Source organism: Pseudoalteromonas sp. NSLLW218 (genome assembly GCF_015864775.1).
Lineage (GTDB): Bacteria > Pseudomonadota > Gammaproteobacteria > Enterobacterales > Alteromonadaceae > Pseudoalteromonas.
The window spans coordinates 151,229-164,006 of sequence record NZ_JADYWO010000005.1; the positions used below are offsets into that span (position 1 = coordinate 151,229).

Sequence of the window (12,778 nt, forward strand, 5' to 3'; positions counted from 1 at the left end):
TAGAGGTACTTGAGCAATATGTAGAGCGTATTGAGCTTTTATCACTCCCTGTAAAGGCTGGTGTTATCTACTGTGCAGGGCTGTTTTTAAGGTATGTATCATCTAGTTGTCACATAGCTGAGCTAATATGACCCTGCTAACACAAGCTTGTATGAACTAACTTTAAAGCTCATTTATAAACGAGATACTGCACATGCGATTTAACCCTTTTATCAGCCACCGATTATTAATAAACGCTATTATTGCGATGTTTTTTAGCGCTGTGTTTTTAAGTAGTTATTTAGGAGTATTAAAAACTTACGCCAGTATTCAGTGGCTCGATATTATGGGAGAGGGCGGTATTGTATTAATGACACTTGTATGGATTATCGCGTTATTAATTTCAAGACCACCGAGTAAAGTAACCACTTACTTAGTGATAGGAGTAGGGCTGTTTATGTTCTCGGCAACGCTCGATTTACTTGATGAATGGCTAATGCACCCTGCGCACCAATGGCTGAGTTGGATTGAATCTCTGCCCGCTCCGTTAGGCATGTTATTAACAAGTATAGGTTTGTATTATTGGCATCAAGAGCAGTACGTATTAAATCGTCAGCTACGCCGCCGTGAAGCGCATTTACGTGAGCACGATAAGGTGTGTTCAATAACGGGTCTTTATAAGGCGCAGTATCTAGATTCAGCAATTAATGAGCAATCAATTAACACACAGCCGTTTTGGTTAGGAGCTATTGATATACGCGACTTTTCTCATTTTAATAGTGAGTTTGGCTTTAGTGAAGGCGACCGGTTACTACGTGAAATTAGCGAGTTATTATTAATGAACTGCCGACTAAGTGATGTAGTGTGCCGCTACGCAGGAGACTGCTTTATGGTATTAATGCCAGCCACTACAGAGCAGCAAGCTAAAGAGCTGATGGCGCAAATTAAAGGGGCGCTAAAACACTGTGCATTTAAAGTTGAAGCATCTAAAAAAGCAAAATTTCAATATGTCACTACCGCCTTAATACAAGGTAATAAGCATAGCAGTACAAGTAAACTAACAAGCCAACTGCATAGTCAATTACAACAAAAAAAGCATCAACAAAAAGTAGTGCACCGTGCATACGTTTGTTAGCCAAGACGATAAATATTTAAGCGCTCAAGGGCTTATTACGTCAGCTGTAGAGCTTGCTCAAAGCCGAGATATAAATTTACATAAACTGCTACGCGGTACCGGTATTTTTGAACAAGACTTACTTAATTTTCAACATGCATTTAGTGTGTCTCAGCAGGTGCGTTTATTAGCTCAATTTAAGTTATTGATGAAAAGTACTGACAGTGGTTTTTTACTCGGTAGTCAACTTATTAACGACACTCGAGCTGAAGCTCAGGCATTAATATATAGCGATAATTTAGCTCAAGTATTAAAGCAATTATCACTTTTAAGAATGCAATTAGCGCCTTTATTATTTAGCCAAACGTATATTAAAAACGATAACGTTTATATTTATATTCAGCCAGCACATGGGCTTGATGAAAGCCTTTACCGCTATGTGCTAGAGATATATAGCACTGCATTTTATAGTTTACTTAAACGAGTGAGCGAAAGTTACCCGTATTGTCAGTTCGACTTTGCTTTTAAACGCCCTAGGCATATTCAAGAATACGAACAAAATTTAGGGCTAAAGGTAAGTTTTGATAAGCCATGTACTCGCTGGGTATTAAATAAAGCCATGTTAAGAGCTAAAAACCCGCATGCGAGTCAATTACGATTCATGCAAGCGCAGTCGCAGCTAGATAATAAAAACGTAGTTAGCATGACTTTTATTGAAGCCGCTTGTAGATACTTATACTCTCACCCAAGTGCTAATTTAGAGTGTACAGCAAAGCACTTTGCTATGAGCTCAGCTACATTTAAGCGCAGGCTCAAACTTAATGGAGTACGCTTTTCTGCGTTAATAGATGAGCAAAATAAGCACAAAGCTATTTACCTACTTACTCTGTGCGCTAAACATAACGAACAGGTCGCTGAGCATTTAGCTTTTTACGATATACCTAACTTTCGGCGAGCCTTTAAGCGCTGGACAGGTCTAACACCTAATCAATTAAAAGCGCAATAAGTTACTCAGTTGCCATATCGATGGAGTGCAACAAAGTTCGTGCCTTTAAATGTAGGTTTGGATCTTCTGGGTTTGACGTATTAGTCAGCCAAATTACATTGCCTTCTTTATTTACAAATAATGTAGTAGGTGTGCCTCGTATACCTAATTGCTGTGCTATTGCATCGGCTTTTACGGCTGTTTTAAAAGTATAACCTCTGCTAGAAAGTGCTTTAGCAGGAGCAGCATCGTCATCTTCTTTAAAGCTCACGGCAATAACTTTTAAGCCCATATCATCAATTTTTTGAAGTGCTGGCTGTAGCTTTTTACAGTACGGACACCACGTTGCCCAAAAGTGTAAAACGTAAGGTTGACCTAATAAATCTTGAGTATTGAGAGCAGAACCATCAGCCATTTGTAAATTTAATGTAGGTAGCTTAGGGTATGTTTCTTGCGTGCTTTCTTCTTGCGAATAGCTTGTAAAGCTTATAAAAATTAGTGCGATGGCAATAAATAGTTGTTTCATAATATGTTCGTTCTTATTTTACATATTAAATAAGAACGAGAATTTAACATTTTTATTTCAAACTAAAAGCCAGCAGCTTGCTCAACAACAATAGCGTGGCGTTTAGCGAGGCGAAGGTGGTCTTTATCGTAGCCACCACCTATTACTGTGGCAACGGGCGTGTTGTGCTCAAGGCAGCGTTTAAGCACTAAGTGGTCGCGTTTGATTATTCCATCCCAACTGATATCTAATTTACCCAAGCCATCACCTTGCCAAATATCAACGCCTGCATCGTAAAGTACCAAGCTTGGGTTTAGCTCTTTTAGTAAATAACTCAAGGTTTCGTCAACTATGGCAAGGTATTCGTCGTCTTTCATGTTGTCGGCTAAACCAATATCTAAATCGCTAGCGGACTTTCTAAAGGGGAAGTTTTTTTCACAATGGATAGAACAAGTATAAGCGTATGCTTGATGCTCTAACATTGCGGCTGTGCCATCACCTTGGTGCACGTCTAAATCAAAAATAAGTACGTTAGTTACTTCACCCGATTCAATTAAAGTTTGCGTAGTAAAGGCTAAATCGTTAACCATGCAGTAGCCTGAGCCAAAATCGGTATGCGCATGGTGTGTACCACCAGCTAAGTGGCACGCTATACCATGTTTAAGTGCTAAACGAGCTGTTTGCAGCGTACCTTGAGGTGCTGTAAAGGTACGTGCCATAAGCTCTTTTGACCAAGGTAGGCCAATGCGGCGCATTGCTTTTTCATCTAGGCGGTTATTCCACAAGTCATGTATATAGTTTTCGCAGTGTATTAGCTCAAGCGGCTCTGGCGTACCGAGAATTGGTTCTACCAGGTTACTGCCGATTAAACCAAGCTCTGCAACATGCTGATATAAATGTGCAAACTTACTCATTGCAAAACGATGCTTTGGATCAAAATTAAACGAGTAGTTAGGGTGATATACCAAAGGTAAATGTGGATTTAAAGTCATGTTTGCACAAGTTAAAAAGTTTGCACTATGGTAATCAACTAATCCAAATGAGTCTATTCTTGTGTGTCGTGAATCAACATGGCGAGTTCGCGATGTAATAGTTCGTCATCAGCTAAGTTTAGCTCTATTAAACGCTTTAAATAGGTAATGCTATCTATATCAATATGATGGCATTTTAAACCAATATGATCGGCTTCAATGTGGCAAATTACCACTTCCATTTTAATTTCTATATCGCTTTGAGGAAGCGAAAAATGCAAAGCAGCTTGGCTATTTTGGTTGCCAATAAAAGCATCACAATTTGTAATCAATGCGCCATGTAACGATACATCAAGTAATTTACATGGATACTTGTGGTCATCAAAACATAACAAAGCGGTAGTCGAAAATAACACACGAGAAAACTGACGACGATTTTGCATAACCCAATTTAGCCTTACTGTTTTTATAATAAATTAAGCATAGCGGGTAATTCTCTACATGCTAGCAATATATGCTCCTGTAATGCTGGTGGCATAAAAAAGCCCCGCATAAATGCAGGGCTTAAGAATTTATCTAAAATCAGCTATTAACCGATTTTTTTGTACTTAATACGTTTAGGTTCAGTTGCTGCTGCGCCAAGTGTCTTTTTAAGCCACTCTTCGTATTCAGTATAGTTACCATCAAAGAAGTTAATTTGACCTTCGTCGCGGTAATCTAAAATGTGCGTAGCAATACGGTCAAGGAACCAACGGTCATGCGAGATACACATTACACAACCAGGGAACTCTAAAATAGCGTTCTCTAGTGCACGTAGTGTTTCAACGTCCAAGTCATTAGTTGGCTCATCGAGTAGTAACACATTGCCGCCAGCTTTTAATAACTTAGCAAGGTGTAAACGGTTACGTTCACCACCTGATAGGTCTTTAACAAACTTTTGCTGATCGTTACCTTTAAAGTTAAAGCGACTTACATACGCTCGGCTTGGGAACTCAAAGTTACCAATTTTTAGTACGTCTTGGCCGTCTGATATTTCTTGGAAAACAGTTTTGCTTTCGTCCATACCATCGCGGAACTGATCAACTGTCGCAAGGTGTACAGTTTCGCCAACGGTGATGCTACCGCTGTCTTGCTCTTGCTCACCGCTTATCATTTTAAATAACGTTGATTTACCCGCGCCATTCGCACCGATAATGCCCACAATGGCACCTTTTGGCATGCTAAAGCTTAAATCGTCAATTAAAACGCGATCGCCAAAACTCTTACGAAGGTTAGTTACTTCAAGCACTTGATCCCCTAAACGCGGGCCAGGTGGAATAAACATCTCGTTAGTTTCGTTACGTTTTTGGTAATCAGACTGCTGCATTTCAGTAAACTGAGCCATACGTGCTTTTGACTTAGCTTGGCGACCTTTAGGGTTTGAACGAACCCATTCAAGTTCTTGCGCAATTGATTTTTGACGTGCTTTTTCAGATTTTTGTTCTTGCTGTAAGCGCGCATCTTTTTGTTCAAGCCAAGAAGAGTAGTTACCTTCCCATGGAATACCTTCACCACGGTCAAGCTCCAATATCCAGCCAGCTACATTATCAAGGAAGTAACGGTCATGCGTTACCGCCACAACAGTACCTTCGTAATCGTGTAAGAAGCGCTCTAACCATGCAACCGACTCAGCATCCAAGTGGTTAGTTGGTTCATCGAGAATAAGCATGTCTGGTTTTTCAAGCAATAATCGACATATAGCAACGCGACGACGCTCACCACCTGAAAGGTGCTCAATTTTAGCATCCCATTCTGGCAGGCGAAGTGCATCAGCAGCACGTTCTAAAACGTTATCAATGTTGTGGCCATCGTGCGCTTGAATAACAGCTTCAAGCTCGCCTTGCTCTTTTGCAAGTGCGTCAAAGTCAGCGTCTTCCATGGCGTATTCGTTATACACTTCGTCAAGACGTTTAAGTGCGTGTTTAACTTCGCCAACAGCTTCTTCAACAATTTCACGAACTGTTTTACTTTCGTCTAAAACAGGCTCTTGCGGTAAATAACCAATTTTTGTACCAGGCTGAGGATGTGCATCACCTTCAAAATCTTGGTCAACACCGGCCATAATACGTAGTAACGTAGATTTACCAGAACCGTTTAAACCAAGCACACCAATTTTAGCGCCAGGGAAAAAGTGTAACGAAATATCTTTTAAGATAGTGCGCTTAGGTGGCACAACCTTAGATACTCGACTCATCGAGAATATAAATTTATCAGGTAAAACCATGGAGGAAAGCCTTCAAATAATAATAAAAATTTCAATGTTGTATTGTAGTTGTTGAGGGGTTAAACAGTCAACGAATGCTGTATAGAACAATACGCTTACCTAAGCGGTACTTTGTTTTGATTGCTCGTTTAAACACTATTATTACAGGATTTCTATTGTGTAAAATTCTGTAATCTATTGTTTTATATTGTTCAAATACATTCCATTTTTAACAAAAGTGGTACAGAATATTTACAAGCTGCAAAGTATAAGTAAATTATATAGGCAGGCCACACTTAGTTTGTTGTTAGACATCATATTATTAATATTACAAAGGTTTAAAGGAATGAACATGAAAATAGTTACAAAGTTAGGGGCATTACTTTTAGGTTTATACTCATTTTCGAGCGAAGCAGACATACTCCACGTAAATGGTTATTACCAAGGAGTAGGGATAGGGTCTACGCAAATTGATGTATACGAGAGTGATAGCATACAGTTTACAACGCTTTACGGCCGGTTTGGGTATCAGTTTTCGCGATACTTTGCATTAGAAGGGCGTATAGGTTTTGGGTTAAATGATGAGTCAACTCCTCTAAACGGAATTGTTTACACTCAGAACCCACAGGACGGTTCGCTTAGCTCAGAATTCATTAAGAGCGAAATCGATTCAAGCCTTGATTTGCAAACAAGTATATTTGTAAAAGCTAATTATCCAATTTCATCTCGCGCTGATGTGTTTTTATTTGGTGGCTATGGTAGAAATAAATTAAGTTACAATGAAGGCGACTTAAAAAACCTGGCAGAATCAATAACTGGTACAGATACAAACTCTACGCTAATAACGGAGCAAAACTACGACGAAGGCGGCGTAACGTACGGAACTGGCGTTGACTTTAGGCTAACTCAACGCTGGCAATTAAGTGCAGAATATCAATATTTTGATGCAGACCAAGGCGATATTTACGCACTTAATTTATCTGTGATTTACCGTTTTTAACTGCATATGCGCTACTCGTTTTTAGTAGCGCTACTTCAAAATATTAAAACAGGTTATTTTATAATAAAGACGTTTTTCCTCATACATACCACCTCGGTAAATCCTAATTTAATAGAATGAATAAATTTCATTTAGACATCTATACATCTAGAGGTTGATATTTTTTACTTTCAGTTCATAATTAACCTTCGGTTTTTATGAGCAGGAGTAAAGTATGCCAATTACAGTAAAAGACGAGTTGCCGGCCATTGCACGTTTACGTCAAGAAAACGTATTTGTAATGCCAAAAACACGTGCAAAAACGCAAGAAATACGCCCAATGCGTTTGGCTATTTTAAACTTAATGCCTAATAAAGTAGAAACCGAAGTTCAGTTTATTCGCTTGCTTGCCAACTCGCCTTTGCAAGTGAACGTAGAGTTACTACGCCTCGACACTCACCGCAGTAGCAGTAATTCAGAAGAGCACCTTGATACCTTTTATCGTTATTTTTCAGAAGTAAAAGACAACAATTACGATGCGCTAATAGTAACTGGTGCGCCACTCGCCCATTTAGAATACGACGATGTAGCGTATTGGGATGAGCTAAAGGTCATTATTGATTGGGCCGAGCAGCACGTTACCTCTACGTTATTTTCGTGTTGGGCAGCACATGCAGCGCTATATCATCGCTACAATTTAAAGCGCGATTTAAAAGACGAAAAACTGTGTGGCGTATTTACCCACCAATGTTATTTTGATCACGGTGCACTGACTCGCGGATTCGACGACACCTTTTTGGTACCGCACTCACGTTATGGCCACATTGATATAAATAAAATAAACGCCTGCGATGAGCTAGTAGTACTGGCAGGTTCTGAGCGAGTAGGGGCTTACTTACTTAAAAATAAATCGGGTAGCCAAGTGTTTATAACTGGTCACCCTGAGTACGACGCCGACTCGCTAAAAGCAGAATACGAGCGCGATTGTAAAAAAAGTCCTAATGCACCAAAACCCGAAAATTACTTTCCAGATGACGATGCAACCAAACAACCTTCAAAAACGTGGCAAAGCCATGCTTTTTTACTTTTTTCGAACTGGTTAAATTACTACGTGTACCAAACCACACCGTATGATATTAATTTAGTTAGCCAAGATGTGAGGACTAACAACTATGCCGAATAACGCGCCTACAAATAATAAACACGCCGAAATAAGTGCAGCATTAAAAGAACGCATTTTAATTTTAGATGGTGCTATGGGCACAATGATCCAAGATCATAAGCTAGAAGAAGAAGACTATCGCGGCGAGCGTTTTAAAGACTGGCATGTATTAATTAAAGGCAATAACGATTTATTAAGCCTAACCAAGCCCGACTTAATCACTGATATTCATCGTGGTTTTTTATCAGCGGGCGCCGATATTATCGAAACCAACACGTTTAACTCGACCACTATTTCGATGGAAGATTACGATATGGCGAGCCTAAGCCGCGAAATAAACGTAGAGTCAGCTAAATTAGCACGCGCAATTTGCGATGAATTTACGGCTAAAACGCCAGAAAAACCGCGTTATGTAGCCGGTGTTTTAGGGCCGACATCGAAAACGTGCTCAATTTCGCCAGACGTAAACGATCCGGGTTATCGAAATGTCACCTTTGATAAGTTGGTTACTGCGTATGTGGAGTCTACCCTTGCATTAATGGAAGGCGGCGCCGATTTAATATTAATCGAAACTATATTCGACACCCTTAATGCAAAAGCCGCCTCGTTTGGCGTAGAAGAAGCTTTTGAGCAAGCAGGGCGCACATTGCCAGTTATGATTTCGGGGACTATTACCGACGCCTCAGGCCGTACGCTTTCAGGGCAAACAACCGAAGCATTTTATAATTCTATTCGCCATATTAAGCCTATTTCGATTGGTTTAAACTGCGCGCTTGGTCCTGATTTACTGCGTCAATACGTAGAAGAGTTGTCGCGCGTGTGCGAAACATTTACATCGGTACACCCTAATGCGGGCTTGCCTAATGAGTTTGGTGAATACGACTTAGAAGCGCCTGAAATGGCAACCGAGATTATTGACTGGGGTAAATCGGGCTTTATTAATATAGTAGGCGGATGCTGCGGTACAACACCTGCGCATATTCGCGCGTTTGCAAAAGGGCTTGAAGGCGTTAAGCCTCGCCAATTGCCAGAGCTTGAAGTACGCATGCGTTTATCGGGCCTTGAAGCCTGTAACTTAAATTAAGGAGCCAGCATGACACAGCAAATAGCAGTATTTACCAATGTTGGTGAGCGTACCAATGTAACTGGTTCGGCTATGTTTAAACGCCTAATCATGGAAGAAGATTTTGAAGCAGCGTTAACAGTTGCACGTGAACAAGTAGAAAACGGCGCACAGGTTATTGATATAAACATGGACGAAGCCATGTTGGATTCAAAAGCCGCCATGGTTAAGTTTTTAAACTTAATAGCCTCAGAGCCTGATATTTCACGCGTACCAATTATGGTCGACTCCTCAAAGTGGGAAGTAATAGAAGCCGGCTTAAAGTGTATTCAAGGCAAGGCAATTGTTAACTCAATATCGTTAAAAGAGGGCGAAGAGCCGTTTATTCGCCAAGCTAAAATAATAAAACGCTTTGGTGCAGCCGCTGTTGTAATGGCGTTTGATACCGACGGGCAAGCCGACACGGCAGACCGTAAGTTCGCAATATGTGCGCGCAGTTATAAAATATTGGTAGAAGACATTGGCTTTGCGCCAGAAGATATTATTTTCGACCCTAATATATTTGCCGTAGCCACCGGTATTGAAGAGCACGACAACTACGCCGTAGAATTTATTGAAGGTACACGCCGCATTAAGCAAAATTTGCCGCACTGTAAAGTGTCGGGCGGTGTATCAAATGTATCGTTTTCGTTTAGGGGTAATAACCCTGTACGTGAAGCTATTCACTCGGTGTTTTTATATCATGCCATTCAAGCTGGTATGGACATGGGTATTGTAAATGCGGGGCAACTCGCCGTTTACGATGATATACCAGAAGAGTTACGTAAAGCCGTTACAGACGTAATACTTAACACCGACTCTGGCGCAGGCGAGCGTTTAGTAGAGCTTGCACCAAAATACTCGGGTATGGCGCAAGCCGAGCGAGTAGAAGATTTAGAGTGGCGCACATGGCCTGTTGCAAAACGCCTTGAGCACGCGCTTGTTAAAGGTATTACTACCTTTATAGATGAAGATACCGAAGAATGCCGCGCTGAAGCAGCTAAACCTATTCACGTAATTGAAGGGCCGTTAATGGACGGTATGAACGTAGTAGGCGACTTATTTGGCGCAGGTAAAATGTTTTTACCACAAGTTGTTAAATCGGCGCGCGTAATGAAGCGAGCCGTAGCCTACCTAGACCCATACATTGAGCTTGAAAAAGAAGAAGGCTCAACTAACGGTAAAATAGTGATGGCGACCGTAAAAGGTGACGTACACGACATAGGTAAAAATATTGTGGGTGTTGTACTGCAATGTAATAACTATGAAGTAATCGACTTAGGTGTAATGGTACCGGCTGATAAAATACTACAAACCGCCATCGACGAAAAAGCCGATATTATTGGGTTGTCGGGCTTAATTACCCCATCGCTTGACGAAATGGTACACGTAGCAAAAGAAATGAAACGCCGTGGTTTTGAACTGCCGCTGTTAATTGGTGGCGCTACTACTTCTAAAGCGCATACCGCAGTAAAAATTGAGCCGCAATATGACAAAGGCGTTGTGTATGTAAATAACGCCAGTCGTGCGGTTGGTGTGGTTTCAAACTTATTATCAAAAGATATTAAACCTGACTTTTTAGCTAAAACTAAAGCTGAATATGTAAAAGTGCGCGAGCAGCAAGCGCGGAAAAAACCACGCTCTAAGCCGGTTACCATTGGGCGTGCCCGCGATAACGCTGCACAACTTGATTGGGACAACTACACGCCACCAGTGCCTAAAAAGCTGGGTGTGACTGAATTTAAAAACGTATCCATCGCGACTTTACGTAAATACATAGATTGGACGCCATACTTTATGACGTGGTCAATTGCCGGTAAATACCCGCGCATAATGGACGACGAAGTAGTAGGCGAGCAAGCGCAGAGCTTATTTAAAGACGCTAACGATATGTTAGATGACCTTGAAAAAGCAGGCAGTTTGCAACCACTTGGCGTAATTGGTTTATTCCCAGCAAACCGCGTTGGGGACGACATAAAAATATACACCGACGAAACACGCAAAGAAGTATTAACTACTTCGTGCCATTTACGTCAGCAAACCGAAAAAACCGACTTTGCTAACTACTGCCTAGCCGACTACATAGCACCCAAAGGCACACCAGACTATTTTGGCGCGTTTGCAGTAACGGGCGGTTTAGAAGAAGACGACTTAGCAAATGCGTTTGACGCACAGCAAGACGATTACAACAAAATAATGATTAAAGCGGTTGCCGACAGGCTCGCCGAAGCGTTTGCAGAATACTTACACGAAAAAGTACGTAAAGAGTATTGGGGTTTTGCACCAGACGAAAACCTAGCAAACGATGAGCTAATACGCGAAAACTACCAAGGTATTCGCCCAGCGCCAGGTTACCCTGCGTGTCCTGAGCACACCGAGAAAAAGAAAATTTGGCAGTTGCTCGACACCGAAAAGCGCATTGGCATGCAGCTAACTAGCTCGTATGCCATGTGGCCAGGTGCTGCTGTTTCAGGTTGGTACTTCTCACACCCCGAAGCAAAATACTACGCAGTAGCGGCGGTACAAAAAGACCAAGTTGAAGATTACGCTAAGCGAACTAATATGACGCTTGCAGAGGCTGAAAGATGGCTATCGCCTAACTTGGGGTATGATCCGGAGTAAATAGAGCTGGGAACAGCTATTAGTAAAAAACGAGCCAAGTTAGGCTCGTTTTTTTGTTTTAAAATTAGAGCTCTATGGTTACGAAAAGTTAATAAGATTTAACTTCGGTATTTCCGCTCCCTACCGAATTAACGCTTATATAGCTTCAATACTTCAGCCTTGTTTGAAATAATATGAAAATGAGCACCCTCAGCCATTTTTTTATTAACTTCTTTCACAAATGACTCGTTAACTAAGCTTGTGCTGTTTACAAATCTGTCTGACCACCCTATAAAATATGCTTTAGTAGGTGATAGAGGGTAAAAATACTCAGTTTCGTGTTTTAATGGTGATGTATCCATATCAAGTCTGGGATGGATGTTTACAACAGGCGCGTCAGCTGTAATAAATGGGATGCTAGTATTATTCTCTAAAATTGATTGATAGCAGTAACTTCTATTAATACACAAGCTTTTCCCTAGATTAGTGCCATAAAGAAAAGAAATAAACCACCAGCTTTCCTCCATTAGTTCAGCTATTTGAGGGTCGCAATTCTTAGCAAAAGATTTAATAAATGTTTCTTTAAAAGCTTTGGTTCTAGTTAATTGATGCCCTAAAAATAATAAAAAATCTGTCATTTGATCAATGTTCTTTAAGGTGTTTACATCTAAATTTCTAAGTTTATTTGAAACACTTAAGGCATCGCGTTCAAGTTGCGAGTGCCTATCTTCGATCGAGTTATTTTTAGCGGCATTAAATAATTTATCACCATATTCGCTTTCAATATCCAAAGACGTATAATATTTATACATTTTTTGTGTGTCTAAATAGCTTTTAAGGACTTTTTCATGGTGCTTTTTTAATTCCATATCATTACTCATAGCTATGAGTTTTTCAATTAGGTAAACGTGTTTTTCTGTTAATGTATTAACACGATAGAAATACTTTTCCATTGCCACACTTTTTATGCTGTCTAGAGCTACTCCTCCTTTTTTCTTTGTGTAATATATGTCTCGACCGTTTGTAGACCAATGCTTCATGTAATTGGCCCATATATAATGATGCTTTTGTTTCACTTCCAATTTCTTATTATTAAGCCAATCCATATATTGCTCGCTTTTATTCATTAAGTCGCATT

Annotated in this window: 11 protein-coding genes; 6 read left to right on the forward strand and 5 right to left on the reverse strand. The window is 40.5% G+C overall.

All coding sequences use genetic code 11. The annotated features are described in order from the left end of the window. Positions 1-193: 193 nt before the first annotated feature. On the forward strand, positions 194-1,114 hold the full coding sequence (locus I6E80_RS09180) for a GGDEF domain-containing protein (protein ID WP_076925143.1): 921 nt from the start codon (positions 194-196) through the stop codon (positions 1,112-1,114). Next, positions 1,098-2,099: an AraC family transcriptional regulator gene (locus tag I6E80_RS09185; RefSeq protein WP_024598275.1), complete on the forward strand. Its 1,002-nt coding sequence runs from the start codon at positions 1,098-1,100 to the stop codon at positions 2,097-2,099. Before I6E80_RS09180 ends, I6E80_RS09185 begins: the two co-directional genes overlap by 17 nt. A 1-nt stretch (position 2,100) precedes the next feature. On the opposite strand, the gene I6E80_RS09190 is transcribed toward I6E80_RS09185, so the two are convergent. The 4 genes from I6E80_RS09190 to ettA all read right to left on the reverse strand — a co-directional run bounded on the left by I6E80_RS09190 (position 2,101) and on the right by ettA (position 5,817). Beyond that, entirely contained in the window at positions 2,101-2,604 is a 504-nt protein-coding gene (locus I6E80_RS09190; protein ID WP_024598274.1) for a TlpA disulfide reductase family protein, read from the reverse strand. Between the two features lie 62 nt (positions 2,605-2,666). Next, positions 2,667-3,575 (reverse strand): histone deacetylase, encoded by a 909-nt coding sequence (locus I6E80_RS09195; protein WP_024598273.1) that lies wholly within the window; start codon positions 3,573-3,575, stop codon positions 2,667-2,669. Positions 3,576-3,628: 53 nt separating this feature from the next. Further along, positions 3,629-3,997, reverse strand: a complete 369-nt coding sequence (locus I6E80_RS09200; RefSeq protein WP_024598272.1) for a PilZ domain-containing protein — start codon at positions 3,995-3,997, stop codon at positions 3,629-3,631. Positions 3,998-4,143: 146 nt separating this feature from the next. After that, a complete protein-coding gene (ettA, locus tag I6E80_RS09205) occupies positions 4,144-5,817 on the reverse strand; it encodes an energy-dependent translational throttle protein EttA (protein WP_024598271.1) in 1,674 nt (557 codons plus the stop codon). Positions 5,818-6,148: 331 nt separating this feature from the next. Here ettA and I6E80_RS09210 point away from each other — a divergent pair, with 331 nt between their 5' ends. From I6E80_RS09210 to metH, 4 genes are all read left to right on the forward strand, one after another. Next, positions 6,149-6,796: an outer membrane beta-barrel protein gene (locus tag I6E80_RS09210; RefSeq protein WP_076925140.1), complete on the forward strand. Its 648-nt coding sequence runs from the start codon at positions 6,149-6,151 to the stop codon at positions 6,794-6,796. A gap of 214 nt (positions 6,797-7,010) precedes the next feature. Beyond that, entirely contained in the window at positions 7,011-7,958 is a 948-nt protein-coding gene (gene metA, locus I6E80_RS09215; protein ID WP_024598269.1) for a homoserine O-succinyltransferase, read from the forward strand. Then, the gene (locus I6E80_RS09220) at positions 7,948-9,021 is read left to right on the forward strand and encodes a homocysteine S-methyltransferase family protein (protein WP_170072022.1); all 1,074 of its coding nucleotides are present in this window, start codon (positions 7,948-7,950) and stop codon (positions 9,019-9,021) included. The genes metA and I6E80_RS09220 overlap by 11 nt, the downstream gene beginning before the upstream one ends. 9 nt (positions 9,022-9,030) lie before the next feature. Further along, positions 9,031-11,661: a methionine synthase gene (metH, locus tag I6E80_RS09225; RefSeq protein ID WP_197185394.1), complete on the forward strand. Its 2,631-nt coding sequence runs from the start codon at positions 9,031-9,033 to the stop codon at positions 11,659-11,661. Positions 11,662-11,789: 128 nt separating this feature from the next. Here the strand turns inward: metH and I6E80_RS09230 are convergent, their stop codons facing one another. Continuing rightward, a complete protein-coding gene (locus I6E80_RS09230; RefSeq protein WP_197185395.1) occupies positions 11,790-12,767 on the reverse strand; it encodes a DUF4238 domain-containing protein in 978 nt (325 codons plus the stop codon). Positions 12,768-12,778 lie beyond the last annotated feature (11 nt).